General features: G+C 37.2%; 16 protein-coding genes. 4 read left to right on the forward strand and 12 right to left on the reverse strand.

What is annotated here, in order from left to right:
* Positions 1-30: 30 nt before the first annotated feature.
* Complete coding sequence (locus tag HNR27_RS06700) at positions 31-573, reverse strand: NfeD family protein (RefSeq protein ID WP_212919434.1); 543 nt, start codon at positions 571-573, stop codon at positions 31-33.
* 206 nt (positions 574-779) lie between these two features.
* On the opposite strand from HNR27_RS06700, the gene HNR27_RS06705 reads away from it, so the two are divergent.
* Positions 780-1,004 (forward strand): hypothetical protein, encoded by a 225-nt coding sequence (locus HNR27_RS06705; protein ID WP_212919435.1) that lies wholly within the window; start codon positions 780-782, stop codon positions 1,002-1,004.
* A gap of 33 nt (positions 1,005-1,037) precedes the next feature.
* On the opposite strand, the gene qoxD is transcribed toward HNR27_RS06705, so the two are convergent.
* The 8 genes from qoxD to HNR27_RS06745 form a co-directional block, all read right to left on the reverse strand.
* Positions 1,038-1,322: a cytochrome aa3 quinol oxidase subunit IV gene (gene qoxD / locus HNR27_RS06710; protein WP_212919436.1), complete on the reverse strand. Its 285-nt coding sequence runs from the start codon at positions 1,320-1,322 to the stop codon at positions 1,038-1,040.
* Position 1,323: 1 nt separating this feature from the next.
* Positions 1,324-1,920: a cytochrome c oxidase subunit 3 gene (locus tag HNR27_RS06715; protein ID WP_429339183.1), complete on the reverse strand. Its 597-nt coding sequence runs from the start codon at positions 1,918-1,920 to the stop codon at positions 1,324-1,326.
* The gene (qoxB, locus tag HNR27_RS06720) at positions 1,910-3,865 is read right to left on the reverse strand and encodes a cytochrome aa3 quinol oxidase subunit I (RefSeq protein WP_429339184.1); all 1,956 of its coding nucleotides are present in this window, start codon (positions 3,863-3,865) and stop codon (positions 1,910-1,912) included. The genes HNR27_RS06715 and qoxB overlap by 11 nt, the downstream gene beginning before the upstream one ends.
* 72 nt (positions 3,866-3,937) lie before the next feature.
* Positions 3,938-4,849, reverse strand: a complete 912-nt coding sequence (gene qoxA, locus HNR27_RS06725) for a cytochrome aa3 quinol oxidase subunit II (protein ID WP_429339185.1) — start codon at positions 4,847-4,849, stop codon at positions 3,938-3,940.
* A gap of 399 nt (positions 4,850-5,248) precedes the next feature.
* The gene (locus HNR27_RS06730; protein ID WP_212919440.1) at positions 5,249-5,377 is read right to left on the reverse strand and encodes a YjcZ family sporulation protein; all 129 of its coding nucleotides are present in this window, start codon (positions 5,375-5,377) and stop codon (positions 5,249-5,251) included.
* A 167-nt stretch (positions 5,378-5,544) separates the two neighbouring features.
* Positions 5,545-6,336 (reverse strand): DUF2268 domain-containing putative Zn-dependent protease, encoded by a 792-nt coding sequence (locus HNR27_RS06735; protein WP_429339186.1) that lies wholly within the window; start codon positions 6,334-6,336, stop codon positions 5,545-5,547.
* A 112-nt stretch (positions 6,337-6,448) separates the two neighbouring features.
* A complete protein-coding gene (locus tag HNR27_RS06740) occupies positions 6,449-6,910 on the reverse strand; it encodes an Hsp20/alpha crystallin family protein (RefSeq protein ID WP_429339187.1) in 462 nt (153 codons plus the stop codon).
* A 106-nt stretch (positions 6,911-7,016) separates the two neighbouring features.
* Positions 7,017-7,988, reverse strand: coding sequence for an alpha/beta fold hydrolase (locus tag HNR27_RS06745; protein ID WP_429339206.1), 972 nt, complete (start codon positions 7,986-7,988; stop codon positions 7,017-7,019).
* Positions 7,989-8,078: 90 nt separating this feature from the next.
* Here HNR27_RS06745 and HNR27_RS06750 point away from each other — a divergent pair, with 90 nt between their 5' ends.
* A complete protein-coding gene (locus HNR27_RS06750; RefSeq protein WP_429339188.1) occupies positions 8,079-9,290 on the forward strand; it encodes a S8 family peptidase in 1,212 nt (403 codons plus the stop codon).
* A 38-nt stretch (positions 9,291-9,328) separates the two neighbouring features.
* On the opposite strand, the gene HNR27_RS06755 is transcribed toward HNR27_RS06750, so the two are convergent.
* Both HNR27_RS06755 and HNR27_RS06760 read right to left on the reverse strand, forming a co-directional pair.
* Positions 9,329-11,293: an acetate--CoA ligase gene (locus HNR27_RS06755; RefSeq protein WP_429339189.1), complete on the reverse strand. Its 1,965-nt coding sequence runs from the start codon at positions 11,291-11,293 to the stop codon at positions 9,329-9,331.
* Positions 11,294-11,581: 288 nt separating this feature from the next.
* On the reverse strand, positions 11,582-13,183 hold the full coding sequence (locus HNR27_RS06760; RefSeq protein ID WP_212919445.1) for a BCCT family transporter: 1,602 nt from the start codon (positions 13,181-13,183) through the stop codon (positions 11,582-11,584).
* Positions 13,184-13,436: 253 nt separating this feature from the next.
* Between HNR27_RS06760 and coaW the strand changes: the two genes are divergently transcribed.
* A complete protein-coding gene (gene coaW / locus HNR27_RS06765; protein ID WP_429339190.1) occupies positions 13,437-14,240 on the forward strand; it encodes a type II pantothenate kinase in 804 nt (267 codons plus the stop codon).
* A gap of 118 nt (positions 14,241-14,358) precedes the next feature.
* Here coaW and HNR27_RS06770 read toward each other — a convergent pair whose 3' ends face one another.
* A complete protein-coding gene (locus HNR27_RS06770) occupies positions 14,359-15,609 on the reverse strand; it encodes a DNA polymerase IV (RefSeq protein WP_429339191.1) in 1,251 nt (416 codons plus the stop codon).
* Between the two features lie 156 nt (positions 15,610-15,765).
* On the opposite strand from HNR27_RS06770, the gene HNR27_RS06775 reads away from it, so the two are divergent.
* The gene (locus HNR27_RS06775; protein ID WP_212919448.1) at positions 15,766-16,122 is read left to right on the forward strand and encodes a YuzC family spore coat inner layer protein; all 357 of its coding nucleotides are present in this window, start codon (positions 15,766-15,768) and stop codon (positions 16,120-16,122) included.
* Positions 16,123-16,292: the final 170 nt, after the last annotated feature.

A 16,292-nucleotide genomic window follows, 5' to 3' on the forward strand; every position in this document is an offset into this window, starting at 1 on the left:
AAAAAATTAAATACGACTTATATAACCGTATTAGGATAAAGACATCTCGGAATCTAGATCATATGGAATGACATATAATACCCTATCCTTGATTTCTAGAACTAAAACCTCTGTACCTTCTGGAATTGGCTTGTTTTCATAACTCGTTGCAGGTCGTGTAACCATCCCGCTCTTTCCATCGATAACAACTTCACCAAATCCATCCATAGGTACGGAAATAATTACCTTTCCAACTCTCCCTTTTAAAGATTCTTCGGTAAAGGCAATAGATTCCTCTGCTGATGATAGTGGAATTAATACGAAGAAATGGAGTAAAGCACTCATGATAAAAGCAAAAGCGAGAGAAATCAGGAGAATTGCTGTACTTGACATTGGTGTAACTAGCTCTAAAACATACCCAGAAGAGGATAAGAAAACAATGAAGGCTAATAGTAGAGTTGGATTAAAAAATGGAATACCTTCACTAATCCCATCCATTATATCCCCGAAGAAAAGATATAAAACAGTAAGGCATCCAAAAATGATTAGTGAACCCAAGTAAATCGTCTGAATATCCACCCCAAATAATGTCATTTGCATCATCCTATCTATTGATTCGAAATTCCGATTACCTACTATACGATTCTATTGTATAGGAAGTTTCAAAAAATATAAATAATTTTTTCAAAACTCTACTTTATAACTGTTTTCTACAAAACTTAATATAATGTTATTGAAAAAAGAATTTGACAAAAATGTGAACAAATGAATAATATAGATGTAGAGGGGGATGGTTTACTATGAATCCATCAAAGATTTTGAGGGCAGTAAGCTTTATTAGTGGTATTTTAATAACCATTGGTCTTTTATTATTTATTTATGGCTTGTTTGTTAATAATGTAAGCGCTCTAATCGGGATAGGAATTGGGATAACAATGGGTGGAGTGTTTATTTTCATCATGGGAATCTTCTTGGTAGCGACAGAAGAAGTGGTGGAAAAGCATAAACAAAAGACTTTTTTATAAAATAAGAGCTCTGTCTTATGACAGAGCTCTTATTTACATATAACCCCATATTAAAGTTAGGAGTGTACCAAAAACAGTTACTAAAGCAATGGCAATACCATAATAGATACCCGTATAGATCGCATTTTTATCCTGTGACTCTCCAGCGTGCATAAAAAATACTAACTGTAATGCTGCTTGAATAAAAGCAGTTATAAGCAATATTGTCATACCAACTTGAAATGACATATCTGTAAAATAAACGCTCAGTGCAATAGCCGTTAGAACAAGGGAGAAAATAAATCCCATTACCTGTTTTGCAGGAAATAGTTCTCTCATCCTACATCATTCCTTTCAAATAGATGAAGCTGAATATAAAGATCCAAACAACATCTAGAAAATGCCAGTACAGTGAGAAAATAAAGGACTTATTTGTAGTGCCTACTGTGAATCCTTGTTTTTTTATCTGAAGGAATATAAATAGTCCCCAGAATAAACCAAAGGTAACGTGTGCACCATGGGTACCTAATGTCAACAATAACATTGCTGAAAATGCACTAGTTTGTAAGGTTAGTCCTTCGTGATAATAATTGATAAACTCATAGACCTCTACACCTAGAAAGGATAATCCAAGAAGTAGGGTAATAGCTAAAAATGCTAAAGTTGCTTTTTTATGATTAATTCGCATTGCGTGTGTTGCTAGCCCAATGGTAAAGCTACTTGTTAACAATATGATTGTTTCTAATAGCACTGGTGTAATTTCAAATACCTCAGAGCCAGATGGACCAGATCCAACACCATTGTTAAGTGTGAAATATGATGCGAATAGAGTTCCAAATAACATAATTTCAGCACCCAAGAATATCCAGAAGCCTAATATATTCATTTGGTTTTGCTGGGTACTATATTCAAGAGGCTGCGAATGATCAAATTTCATTAGAAGCACCTCCTAATTTCTTTTCGGTCTCTAGTATTTCTTCTCGAGAAATATAGTGTCCCGGGTCTTTTTCAAAGGATCGATATGCCAAGCAACCGATAATTCCTAAAGCTGCAATAATGACTCCAACCCATATGCTGAAGACGAATGAAAATCCAAAGATAAAGAAGAATCCTGCCAAAATAATTGGTAAACCGCTATTGTTAGGCATATGAATCTTTTTGATTTTTTCTGGGAATAGTACATGTCCATTTTTCTTTGCATCCCAGAAAGCCTCTGATGAATTAACCACTGGGTCAACAGCAAAGTTATAATGGGGAACTGGGTTTGGAGTTGCCCACTCTAATGAACGCGCATTCCATGGATCTTGCCCAACATTTCTTGGCGAATGACGGAAGCTGTAATACACATTGTACACAATTAGAATGAAGGCAATTGCCATTAATCCTGCTCCTATGAAGGAGACCATATTAAGTGGTCCAAAACCAGTTTCTGCTGAGTACGTGTACATACGACGTGCTTGCCCGTCTAATCCTGTTATATACATTGGGAAGAAGGCTAAACAGAAACCAATACTTAAAAACCAAAATCCCCATTTTCCAATACGTTCATTTAGCATAAAACCAAACATCTTTGGCCACCAGTAGGTTAGGCCGGCAAGCATCGCAAATACAACACCTGGAATAATAACATTATGGAAATGTGCTACAAGAAACATCGTATTATGATATTGATAATCGGCACTCGCAATTGCAAGCATTACACCTGTTACTCCACCGATGGTGAATAAAGGAATAAATCCAACAGAGTAGAGCATTGGTACGGTAAAGCGAATTTTTCCTTTCCACATGGTCAGTAACCAGTTAAATATTTTAATACCAGTTGGAACTGCGATAGCCATGGTTGTAATAGAGAAAATTCCATTTACAAGTGCACCATGTCCCATGGTAAAGAAGTGGTGTACCCATACTAGGAAGGACATAAATGATATAAGAACCATCGATGCAACCATAGATTTATAGCCATATAGATTTCTTCCAGAGAAGGTACTAATAACCTCACTATATACACCAAATGCAGGTAAAATTAATATATATACCTCAGGATGTCCCCATACCCAGAAAAGGTTTGCCCAAAGCATATCCATTCCGCCATTGGTAGACGCGAAGAAATGTGTACCAAATTGACGGTCAAAGGTTCCCATTAATAAGGCGATTGTAAGCACTGGGAATGCAAACACAATAATAGCATTTGTAATAAGGGATGCCCATGTAAACATTGGCATTTTCATTAATTTCATTCCAGGTGCTCTCATCTTAATAATGGTAACAATGAAGTTAATTCCAGTCATCAAAGTACCAATACCTGATATTTGAAGTGCCCACATATAATAATTAATCCCGACAGTTTCACTAAAGTCGGTTCCAGCTAGTGGGAAGTAATTAGTCCAGCCAGCATCAGGTGATCCGCCGATAACAAATGATATATTAAAGAGCATTGCCCCAGTAAAATATAACCAAAAACTAATCGCATTTAAACGAGGAAATGCTACATCACGTGCTCCAATTTGAAGTGGTACTACAAAGTTCATCATACCAATGATAAAAGCCATCGCCATGAACATGATCATGACTACTCCATGTGTAGTAAATACCTCATTATAGTGCTGTGCATCTAAAAAGCTATTATCCGGTACAGCTGTCTGTAGACGCATCATGACAGCATCTACTCCACCTCGGAATAACATTAATAGTGCAGATATGATATACATAATTCCAATACGTTTATGATCAACTGTGGTTAGCCATTCTTTCCAAAGATAACCCCATTTTTTAAAATAGGTAAGTCCTATTACGATGGCAACAACCGTTAGACCAATCGCTACCATTGATGCATAGATTAAAGGACTAGCATTTGGAATAGCAAACCGTTCAAAGAATTCCATCTTTTTTACTCCTCTCTAAGATAATTGATTCTTAGAATTATAGTTTCTTAATTGGATAGCGAACGAATAGTCTTAATGAGATGAATGCTCGCTATGATCCTGATCTGATTCCATACTATGATCTTGATCTGACTCCATATGGTGATGATGACCAGCATTTTCACCTTCAGGAGCTGGCGCAAATGATAAATGAGTTCCTGTAAATGTCATTTTTCCTAAATGTCCAGGTTCTAATAATTTATTGAATTCATCTTCCGTAAGCGGTTCTGCGGTAGAATGAATCTCTCCCACCCATTTATCAAATTCATCTGGTGATAGTGCAGTAGCAGTAAATATATTTTCAGCAAATCCTTTACCACTGAAATTTGCATTTCTTCCCATGTAATCGCCTGGAGATTCTGCTACGAGATTTATTTTAGTTATCATATCAGCCATTGCATACTTTTGACCTGCAAGCTGAGGTATCCAGAAGCTTGTTATTGGCCCATAAGAGTATAAACGAAATTCAACAGGACGATTGGTAGGGAAAAAGACATAATTAACTGTCTCGACATCCTGTTCCGGATAACTAAAATGCCATTTCCAGTTAGAAGATGAAGCATAAATAATCAATGGATCTTGATCCTCATACCCATCTGGAACAGATTCTACCTCATAAGTGGACTTAACAGACATTATTGATAAAAATGTAACAATTAACACTGGAACAATTACAATAATTGCTTCCAATATTGGATTTCCTTTTATATGTGGTGGTTCATAATCATCTGGCTGCTTACTTGCACGATATTTGACCAGCATGATGATTAATAATGTTATGACGATAATAACAATGAACGCCATAGTAATAATAGAAATCCATATAACGGATGCAGTTGTTTCAGCTTGTGGTCCTTTTGGATTTAATACTAGCAAGGGCTCACAGCCAGCTAAAATGGTGGTAAGTAGTAACAACGATGAAAAAACTATCCATTTGAATCGCATGATTACGCTCCTCTCAAAGAATGATTGAACTATAATGAAATTGACAACAGTTCACTTGAACTTAGTTTTATGGCACAAAGTACCGTTATCATATCTTATTACGATGTGATAAAATGTACAATAGTTTGAGAAATACTTCACAAATTGTTCAAGAAAATATGTATTTTTTGTGGAAACAGGGCAGAATTCTTGTACAATTGAAATTCAAAAGGACATTTCACATATGATATGAAATGTCCTTTAGGATAAACGATTTATAGCCCACCTCTAGGGAATTTTCTGGTGTAACAAATCTAATCCATTTGTTGGTTGAATGTACAGAAATTTAACTACCTAGGACGGGGAAGTTTTTCCCCGCCATGTTGATAGTTTAGGTGGAAAAAGAGTAATGGTTTCACATTACAGCCAAGCAGCACCTACGATGATTAGAAGGATAAATAACACGACAATCAAAGCAAATCCTCCGCCATATCCGTAGCCAGCTCCGAAGCCGTATCCGCCATAACCACAGCCGTATCCAAATGACATACTAAAATCCCTCCTAACATTTATTCAGAATTTGAAGAGCAATATAAAATTAGTCTGGCTCTTCTCGGGTAAACACTTTTATTATCAGTGTTTGTTAATACTATATGAACCTAGAAATAATTGTGTTTGGGTTATACACCTAGGTACAAGTAAATCTGTATATTTGCCTATTTTTCTATAAAAGCAATTTTTTCTGAGGGTATCGATAATAAATCTTTGCTTTCCTTACCAGTCTGCTGGCAATAACGATTAACTAAATAGTAACCTACACAATATCCTGCCATATGAGGAAATAACTTTTTACCATAAAGAATTTCAGTAACTCGACGAGATGATTTTGGCAAGTCAGCATTTGGTTGCACAATAGATTTCCAAATTTTTTCTGCTTCCTCCTGTGTGTAATATTGCGTCCATGGGGCTTGGAGCTCTTTGCCATATCTTTCATTAACTGCTTGTTCAGCCATGCCCTCTAATACAATCACATCTAATAGGGAATAGTCCTTCTCATCTTTAGGGTTATGAGCAAGGCGGCAACAATGATTATATTCATGGGTAAAGAGTGCTCTTATTTCATCTTCGCTGTTTATATCTGAAATAAAGAGAAATAACTTATCACGGAAAGAAAGTCCAGATCTTCCATTGTATTGTTCCATTATTTGACGGTTATAGGTATTAGAAGGAAAGATGAAAATCGGTATATTATTACCTTTCCACAGTTTCGACAATTTTTCTTCTTCTTGTTGAACAATGCCCCAGACATTCTTTTTTCGTAATGATTCAACCAACGCTTCTCCATTACGCACTGGTTTGTAATACATCCCATGCTGTGTTAAATACATTGCAACATCCTTTTCGTCAGCATTATCAAAATAACTGGATAACTTTTTAAAAATTTCATCGGGCTTTTGATATGCCTTTTCAAGCCATTTATCAGTACGTATAACAGTCAATTGCTTCACTCCTTTTAATATATTGAAAGCTATAAGTTTTGCAGGGTGGGTGAAGTTGTTAATAAATACAAAAAAGAAAAGAGGATTCGACTAGGGTGGTCAAATCCTTACTAGATTTTCTTTAGGAATCATCGATTTCTATTAATCTTCTTTTCATGCTTTCAGGTTTAGGAATAGTAATCGTTAAGATTTGATTTTTGAATGAAGCTTTTATTTTGTTTTGCGGTATATCAAATGGTAGGTTAACAACTTGCTCCTTGCGATGGAAGCTTTGTCTACTAAATAGAGTTTGTTGTTTCGTATCTTCTTCTTTTATTATCCGATTATCATCTACTCGAATACGAAGCTGATTACCTGAAGCTTCGATTTGAATCTGTTCCTTCGTATAATCTCCTAGCTCTGCTTTGACAACAAAGTGTGAATCCTTTTCATACATATCTACCCAGAATGGCTTTAACTGAAATTGCTCATTCATTTGCTTAAAGGATTGGTTGAAAAAGGAATCCATTTGCCTCATAAAGTCATGTAAAGGGGTCATATCAATATCGAAGCGTCCCGGTAATCTATTCCTTCTTGCACCCATATAGTTCACCCCAGTATGGCTAATTTTTATTAACAGATTATGCTAAACACCACAAAAAGTACTGGGCTTCTTATGTAACACTTAACGAGACAAAATAAATTTTAACTTATTTATCGGAAGTGAATAAGCGTATTTGATGATAAAGTTCCAGTGGTTTTTCTTCTGTAATAAGATGACCTGCTCGTTCATATGAAATTAACCTTGCGTTTGGCAGGTCCTTTACTAATTTTTTTCCTATTGTTAAGGGGACAACCCTGTCTTCCTCGCCCCAAAGCAAGAGGGTGGGGGTATGAATCTTTTGCAGCTCTTCACTTCGTAAATCACCTTCACGATGGCGTAATAGTCTGACTAGTGCTTTCGAAAAATTTTTGTCTTGAAGCGGCCTTCCATATTCCTCAATTTGATCATTAGTTATAAGTGAATGATCATAAAAAACATTCTTTAAGTTTTGTATAACCGTTTGAGGTCCGATTTTCTGCTTAGCAAGTAAATGGAAAAAGGGTAGATATGAAATATAAATAAGTAACGATCTAGCTCTTGGTAGATAGCCTGAACTACTAAAAAGTATTAACCTCTTGACCCTATTCGGAGCTCTTTTAGCAGTATACAGTGCAATTTGCCCACCCATTGAATGACCGGCTATGTACGCTTCTTTTATAGAGAAGTAGTGCAAGCACTCTAAAACTAGATGAGCGTAATTATTAAACGAATAAATAAAGGATGTTGATTTTTCACTTTTTCCAAAACCAGGTAAGTCTATAGCAATTACCGAAAAATTATTAGCTAGTAATGGTTTTAAGCGATGGAAGGTATAGGATGATGCAACAAAGCCATGAATTAATATGATTGGAGGCTTATCCTGAATTACGTATTCACAATATATATTTGTATCTAATAGACGGATAAAGGTTTTGGTGTATTCCATATTATTCTTCATTTCACCACCAATAATAATTGTATATACAGTATAGTCAACATTGGAAGAGAAATTAACTTTTTTTCTATTCCTATATATATTCAACGCAATTCGATTTCTGTAGGAAATTTTTCCTGAATCTTTCACAATATGTCTACTCACATTTCCCAACTTTTTTAGGCTCCTTTGCTTATTTTCAACCTTTAATTTTCCGAATATAATGAAAACTGTAAGAATGAGAGGAGGAGCTTAATGAAGAAGTCTTGGTTAGGTGTGTTAATTTTTGCAACACTAGTGCTGTTATTTCCAATTGTGGGCAGTGCTCAAGCAGATGATGGGAAGTTAGAAAAACTCTCCATTAATGTCAATCCGAATCCAGCGGTAGAAAAAGAAGAGTTTGTTAAAGGTGAGGTTATTGTTAAATTCAAGGATAAGGTTGCCGTTCAATCGCAAGAAAATGTGATTAAAAATGTAAATGCAAAGGTAAAAGCAGATCTGGATATTGTTAAATCTCCGTTCTTAGTGCTTGAGGTTGGGAATGTTGATGCTGTGGTCAAGGCATTGAATAACAATCCCAATGTTGAGTATGCAGAGCCTAATTACTTACTTCACGCCACATGGACACCAAACGATCCATATTTCAGCCCTAGCTACCAATATGGGTTATTCAATACGTATGCCAGTCAAGCTTGGGATGTAGCACGGGGTAGCTCCAATCAAGAGATTGCGGTACTAGATACTGGGGTTGATTATAATCATCCTGATTTAGATGGGAAGGTTATTCGTGGTTATGACTTTGTTCAGAATGATATGGCACCAATGGATCAAAACGGACATGGCACACATGTTGCAGGAATAGCAGCTGCTGAAACCAATAATGCTACTGGTATTGCAGGAATGGCTCCAAACACAAAAATTCTAGCAGTACGCGTATTGGATGCAAATGGAAGTGGATCTCTAGCCAATATTGCTGATGGCATTATTTATGCTGCAGACGCTGGTGCTGAGGTTATTAACCTATCCCTTGGCTGTGATTGCGCTACAAAAACATTAGAGAATGCTGTTAATTATGCATGGAATAAGGGTGTTGTACTAGTTGCCGCAGCTGGGAACGATGGAGTGAACACTACATTTGAACCAGCCTCATATGCAAATGTTATTGCAGTAGGAGCGGTTGATTCCAATAATAGAAAGGCTAGCTTCTCTAACTGGGGGACTTGGGTTGATGTTATGGCGCCTGGTGTTGATATTGCTTCCACATATCCTGGCAACCGTTATGTTTACATGTCAGGTACTTCAATGGCTTCTCCGTATGTTGCTGGTCAAGCAGCATTACTAAAAGGGCAAAATCGTAGTAATTCACAGGTGCGTGCAGCTATTCAAAATACAGCTTCATCCATGAGTGGTGTTGGTACTTATGTGAAATACGGTTTAATTAATGTAAATAACTCAGTAAGATATTAATATAAACGGAACAGAGGCAGCTCTGTTCCGCTTTTAATCTAAATTTTTGTACGTGCGTCCAATGAGTTTTGTAACATATTAACTGTCGATGGATCCTCTAGTCCAGTAATATCACCTGTTACAGTTCCTTTTACAATTATCTCTTTTAGTAGTCGTCGCATTATTTTTCCACTTACTGTTTTCGGTAATGCTTCTGCCACAATAATTTCCTTAGGTCTAGCGATTGCCCCGATTTGTTCCACAATACTTTTACTAATATTTTCATGAAGGCTAGGAGACTCATCATAGCCTTCTGATAGTCGGACAAATACGACAGGAACTTCTCCTTTAATCGAATCAGGTATTCCAATCACTGCCACCTCAGATACACCTTCCACTTCTAACACGGCACTTTCCATTTCCATAGTACTTAAGCGGTGACCAGCAACATTAAATGCATCATCAGACCGACCAACTACCCAAATATAGCCATCATTATCTATTAATGCTAAATCAGAGGCATAGTAACAGCCTTCTACCTGACTAAAGTAAGCCTGGTAATATCTCTCTGGCTCCTTCCAAAGCGTTCGACATAACATAGGGAATGGTTTGCGGATTACAAGATTTCCTAATGTCCCAGGCTTTACAGGATTGCCATCATTATCGACAACAGCGACATCTGCTCCTAAGAATTGGACTCCAGCAGATCCAGGTTTCATTGGTGTTAACCAGGCAGCCCCTGCAATTGGACAACCCGCTGTTTCTGTTTGGCCCCATGTATTGTTTACGGAGATTTGTTTTTTACCTAATGTTTCGTAGGTCCAATGCCATGTTTCTGGATCAAACGGTTCTCCAACTAGAGATATTACGTCTAAGCAGGAGAGGTCGAATTTTTTTAATACTTCATTACCAAGACTCTTTAGCATCCGTAATGCAGTAGGAGCAGTGAATAATTTATTTACCCGATATTTTTCCATGATTTGATAAAAACGATCCTTTGTAGGATAGTCGGGTGCCCCCTCGTAGACGACAGTCGTAACACCATTACTAAGGGCACCTGCAATTCCCCATATATGCATTGTTAACCACCCGATATCTGCTGAACACCAAAATACATCGTCTTTTTGATGTGCCATATGATACTTTGCGTATATATAGTTTTGAATCACAAATGCCATTCCAGAATGAACCACTCCTTTTGGCTTACCAGTTGTCCCACTAGTATAAAAAACAATTCCAGGTTCATTAGCTTCTATATGTTCTGGCTCGCACGTCATACTCATTTTTAATCTTAGCTCTTCCCACCAATAATCTCTTCCTGGCTGCATATCCATATCGGTATTGAAGCGGTTAACAACGATAACTGCTTCTACAGAAGGTATTTCAGGAATAACTTGATCCACTTTTTCTTTTAAATAAATTTTCTTCCCACGACGCTGAGTGGCATCTGCTGTTACCATAACTTTCGGTTCAAATGCTGTTAATCTATCCTTTAATGATTTTTCAGAGTAACCGGAAAAAATGGTGTTGTATACTGCGCCAATACGAAAACATGCAAGTACAGCAATAAATGCCTCTGCTAAATTAGGTAGGTATATTGCAACACAATCTCCTTTGGAAACACCGAATGTTTTTAGAGCATTTGCAAAGCGATTTACTTCAGCTAATAACATATTATAGGTAAAAAATGTGGTATCACCATTTTCACCCTCCCAAATTAATGCGGTGCGATTACCAGCTCCAGCTTCAACATGACGATCTATTAGATTCACACAGGGATTACTAATCCCGCCTTCAAAAAAGCGAAAATCGGGAAGCTGACCTGTCATGGTTTTTTTCCACGGTTTATACCAAACTAATTCACGAGCAACACTGTCCCAAAAGGCTTCAGGATTTTTTTGTGAGGTAATCAGTAATTCTTGGAATGCCTTTGATGAGCCAATAGTAGTTGCTTTGGCCTTATTCTCATCTGGTTGAATAAGCTTACTGTTCTGTACAACCTGCAAAATTCCACCCACATCCATTTTTTATCCTCCTTAAATAGTACTAATTTGTAATTTATATTATATTAATTTTCAGAATAAATAAATGAATCTTTGGTAGGAATTATTACCTGGTACTAATTTTTATTGCTACTTTAATCTATCTAGAATGATCTTTTCTGATAGAGGTGAGTTAGGGGATAGACTTTCGAGTGTAGCTATCATTTTAGTCATAGGGAAAGTATGGAATAGATTAACTCGGGAGAAGGGGAGTGAATGGTTTATGGAGATTTAATAAAAGGAAAAAGAGGCTAAGGATGAATAGCCTCTTTAGTCCGCTTTGTCCTGCGTGTTTGTCTTTTTCTCTATGTTTCTTCTGTCAATATAGATGGTAGGAGAACGGTATTCCTTTTGTGCACGTATATCCTCGCCAGCAGCCTTGATAAACGATATTCCCAGTAATATCATGATAAACATTACTGGAAATCCAGCTACAATACTTGCGGTTTGCAGTGCCTCCAGATCTCCATAGAACATTAAAACAAGTGGTAATAACAATAATGCGAAAGCCCAAAATAAACGATTCCAACGCATGGCTTCTCCACCAGGGACATGTTTTTGAACGACAGCAGCTAAAATGTAAGATGCTGAATCAAAGGTGGTAGAGAGAAAAATAATAGCTAGGATCGTGAAAACAATGACTATAAAGCTTGAGATAGGTAATTGATGTAGGATTGCAATGATAGTTGCAGATGCTCCATTTTCATTCATGAAATTGATGACATCAAAGGATTCAGAGAGCTGTAAGTAAAGCCCAAAGTTTCCTAAAATGCCGAAAAACAAAATACATCCTAGTGTACCATAGATTAAAGTACCAAAAATCATCTCTCGTATGGTTCTACCGTATGAAATTCTGGCAACAAATAACCCTACAAATGGAGCATAGACTGTCCACCAAGCCCAATAGAAAATTGTCCATGATTCTGGAAAATGGGTTGCAGGATAACCTTTGATTTGTGCTAAAGGCTCTAACCAAGTTGCCATATGAAAGAAGTTATCTAATAAAACCCCTAGACTTGTAAACGTGGATTCGCTAATAAATACAGTAGGCCCAAAGACAAAAATAAAGATTAAGATGAAGATTGCCAACCAAATATTAACATCGCTTAGTACCTTAATCCCTTTATTTAACCCAGAATAGGCACTTGCTGCAAAGATGCATGTACATAGCACCATAATCCCTGTCTTTAGACCGAGGCTAACTGGGATGCCAGTAATATCGTGAACACCTTCTGCAATCATTGGTGTTCCTAGCGCAAGTGTTGTTCCAGCACCACCCAATAACCCGAAAATAAACAACACATCAATAATTGTACCGATTGGTCCATCTGCTAGTCGTCCTATAACTGGTCGAGTTGCAGCGCTTATTTTTAGTACTGGTTTTTTTCGTACAAAATAAAAATATGCAATTGGTAGAGCTGGGATTGTATAAATCGCCCAGGCAATAGGTCCCCAGTGGAATATTCCATAGGTTGCTGCTAGTTCAATCGCTTCCTTTGTTTCTGGTGTCACACCAAAGGGAGGCCCTTGATAATAGTAGGCCCATTCAATCATCCCCCAGTAGAGGATGCTCGCACCAATTCCAGCAGAAAACAACATGGCTGCCCAAGAAAATGAGCCGAATTCCTTTTCGGTTCCACGCTTACCTAATTTTATTTTCCCATATTTACTAAATGCAACATAAAGGAGAAAAACTAACGAGAATAAACCGAGTGCTAAATAGAGAACTCCGAATTTTCCAGTGAGGAAATTATTGGCCATATTAATTGCTGCTTCTCCTGCCTCTGGAAAGAAGATTAATGGTAATGTGACCGCTAGTAAAACCACCAACGCACCAATAAATGTGGGCCAATCAATCAGTTTTGCATTCATGCGGACATTCCTTCCTTTTGACTCTCAAAATTTAAATGATAATCTTAATATGTACATTTTCCTTAATCCCATTATGAATAAACCATTTTCCAAGCCTATATTTTAAAAATATTGTTATTTGTCCTTGTAATGGTTAATTTATATATAAGATATTAAGTTCTTCTGTGCTGTAGAAAATTCGTGGTTATAGTAAAATAGGCCATATCCTTAATTGATATTACTAAAGCCCATAGAAATGAGGGGGAATCCAGTTTTGGTTAGAAAGATTGGAATTGATGCTGGCGGATCACTTGTGAAAATCGCTTATCATGAGCAAGAAAAAATACATATTAAAACATTTTCAAATCATGAATTGGATCAGGCTATCTCCTGGTTATCGCCGTTTTTGTCTGATGCTATTGTCTACGCAACGGGAGGAAAAGCGGGACATTTTAAGAATATTAACTCGAATACTTGCCATATCGTTGAGGAATTTCGTGCAGTCACAAAAGGAAGTCGCTACTTGCTGCAAGAGGAAAAAGGTATTCAGGGTGAGGAGTTCATTTTAGTAAATATTGGTACAGGTACCTCTATTTTTCATGTGACAGAGGATTCCTATGAACGAGTATTGGGCAGTGGCATAGGTGGTGGAACCTTAATGGGGCTTGGCCACTTAATAACAGGGAAGACGGATTTCCATTTATTTACTTCCCTAGCATTAAAGGGTGATAATCGTAATAGTGATTTACTTGTCCGAGATATTTATGCCCCTGATGAGCCTCCTATTTTTGGAGATTTAACTGCAGCTAATTTCGGAAAAGCCCATTTGAACAAAGCTGCTACAGAGCAGGATTATTTGGCAAGTGTTATGCATTTAATTGGAGAGACAATTGTATTACTTGCTGGCCAAGCAGCGACAAAAAAGCAGGTTAAGCGAATAGTATTTGTTGGTAGTACATTAACGAATAATAAACCATTACAAACGGTGTTAACTAGTTTTCATAAGGCATTGGCATATGATCCAATTTTTTTAGAAAAAGGATCACATGCTGGGGCAATTGGAGCCTTACTTAGTTAGTATCTATGTACAAAGTTGATGGAGAATACTTTCCTCAATGGTAGTATTCTCCATCTTTATAAGGAAAATCTTCTCACCTCATTAGGAGGTGATAGGAAGTTCCCTCGAGACATTTTTATTATGCATGATGCCCACCAATTTTTTTACTGCGATCAATAGTTATCCCAGCATCGGTATAACTACTCGCACGAAGAATAGCGGTAGCGCCATATTTATCACGAATAGCATCCATAACATAGCCAATATCAGTTTTTTTGGAACGATTTTCAAATAAATTTAATTGGGTCTCGGCTTTTTCATATAAATTATCGAGTGTTACATAAACATGGCGAATATTACTATGTCCATCATAGAATTCATGGAAAAGCTGCATACAAACATGGTACACATCCATCGTCACATTAGTTGGTATGGAAATAGAACGCGAACGAGAAAATCCGCCCCCAGTTTCTTTAGAATAAGCAATTCCGAGGTGAATCGTTTTTCCTGTTTTTCCCGCTGTACGAGCACGCCGACACACCTCTTCACAAAGATCTAAAATACAAACAGCAACGTCATTTTTGGTGTAGTCACGTAAAAGAGCAATACCATGCCCAAAGCCCTTTTGTTCATGTTTAACAAAGTCTCCATATACCGGACTTAAGTCAACTCCCCACGCATGCCAATAAAGCTGTTCACCCATAATGCCGAACCGTTTCTTCAGATGATTTAAATCAAATCTTGCGAGCTGACCAAGAGTAATAATGCCCATACGATTCAGGTTTTTTTTCATTCTATTTCCGATTCCCCATATTTTTTCTACTGGAAACGGCCAAAGCTTTTCCTCCACATCCTCATAACGACATTCCGCAATACCAACCTTTTTAGCATGTAAGTCCATGACAACTTTCGCTAAAAATTTGTTATCACCAATTCCGATTGAGCAAGTGATACCGAAGCTTTCGAGAATGTCCTGCTTAATTTGTCTGGCAATTTCTCTAGCATCGCCGAATAACCTACCAAGTCCATTTAGTGTAACCCAAACTTCATCAACAGAATATTGGTGAATGGCCTCCTTTGGGGCATATTGATTAATTAATCTGGTAATTTCTACGGAAACCTCTAAATAATCTGCCATATGGGCAGGAACGATATGAATATTTGGGTCTTTCGGTAATTCAAAAAAACGACTGACATTGCTGATGCCGTATTTTTCTTTCAGAGCGGGCGATGCGGCGAGCACGATACTTCCCGAACGGCTTGGATCTCCCACAACTGCAAGTAGATCTTTCATTGGATCAAGCTTTAATTTAACGGCTTCTACACTGGCATAAAAGGAACGCATATCGATACAAAGTACATCGTGACGTGGAAATGAAGAATAGTCCATGATATTCACCACCTACAGAACGTTTGTTCTTATTATATGTCTTTTGTAGGGAGATTATCAATGGGAATTTATGCTTATTAAGAGGGCTCACGATTCCCTGACTAATTAGTTCCGCATATAGTGTTGTAAAAGAGAAGAATGGAGGAGGGAAGGCCATTGTATTATTATCCAGTATATGTATATCCAGCATATCTGCATCAACATAATATGAATCGCCAATTTCCTAAAGTGGATGCAGGACTACTTCATGCATCTGCAAATGAAACCAGAAAGTTAATGAAGGAAGTAAGTATTGTGTTAGACCGGTTTGCAACTTCAAAGGAATTTGATAATCAGGTCATGGCTGCAGCACAGGCGTCTAATATGGCTGAAGTAAAAAGGTTAATTAAATCAATTGGAATAACATCGGATGTCGATGTGGAGTTTAACCCAGATGGATTACGAATGGTATTTACATCAAAGGTCGCCAATACAGAATGCTGTAAGTTAACTGTAGCACTAAGATGGCGATAGAGAAAATGATGATATCGTCTCCTTAGAGAGAGGATATCATCATTTTTTTATTAATGCTTTTAAAACCACAGGCTCTGCCTGTGTGAAAATAAACCTTCTAGGGATGTAACAAAAGAATCTCCAATCGTATAATAGAGATGGCCGTCAAACCAAATCTAAAAAACGAGAGG

It is taken from the genome of Ornithinibacillus bavariensis (genome assembly GCF_050433565.1).
In the GTDB taxonomy this organism is placed as follows: domain Bacteria; phylum Bacillota; class Bacilli; order Bacillales; family Amphibacillaceae; genus Ornithinibacillus; species Ornithinibacillus bavariensis.

Excerpts from the sequence above, each read along its gene's own strand:
- HNR27_RS06740 (WP_429339187.1), bottom strand. The coding sequence starts at position 6,910 with ATGGGTGCAAGAAGGAATAGATTACCGGGACGCTTCGATATTGATATG.
- qoxD (WP_212919436.1), bottom strand. The coding sequence starts at position 1,322 with ATGAGAGAACTATTTCCTGCAAAACAGGTAATGGGATTTATTTTCTCC.
- HNR27_RS06730 (WP_212919440.1), bottom strand. The coding sequence starts at position 5,377 with ATGTCATTTGGATACGGCTGTGGTTATGGCGGATACGGCTTCGGAGCT.
- HNR27_RS06755 (WP_429339189.1), bottom strand. The coding sequence starts at position 11,293 with ATGGATGTGGGTGGAATTTTGCAGGTTGTACAGAACAGTAAGCTTATT.
- HNR27_RS06705 (WP_212919435.1), top strand. The coding sequence starts at position 780 with ATGAATCCATCAAAGATTTTGAGGGCAGTAAGCTTTATTAGTGGTATT.
- HNR27_RS06760 (WP_212919445.1), bottom strand. The coding sequence starts at position 13,183 with ATGAATGCAAAACTGATTGATTGGCCCACATTTATTGGTGCGTTGGTG.
- HNR27_RS06750 (WP_429339188.1), top strand. The coding sequence starts at position 8,079 with ATGAAGAAGTCTTGGTTAGGTGTGTTAATTTTTGCAACACTAGTGCTG.
- qoxB (WP_429339184.1), bottom strand. The coding sequence starts at position 3,865 with ATGGAATTCTTTGAACGGTTTGCTATTCCAAATGCTAGTCCTTTAATC.
- qoxA (WP_429339185.1), bottom strand. The coding sequence starts at position 4,849 with ATGCGATTCAAATGGATAGTTTTTTCATCGTTGTTACTACTTACCACC.
- HNR27_RS06700 (WP_212919434.1), bottom strand. The coding sequence starts at position 573 with ATGACATTATTTGGGGTGGATATTCAGACGATTTACTTGGGTTCACTA.
- HNR27_RS06715 (WP_429339183.1), bottom strand. The coding sequence starts at position 1,920 with ATGAAATTTGATCATTCGCAGCCTCTTGAATATAGTACCCAGCAAAAC.
- HNR27_RS06770 (WP_429339191.1), bottom strand. The coding sequence starts at position 15,609 with ATGGACTATTCTTCATTTCCACGTCACGATGTACTTTGTATCGATATG.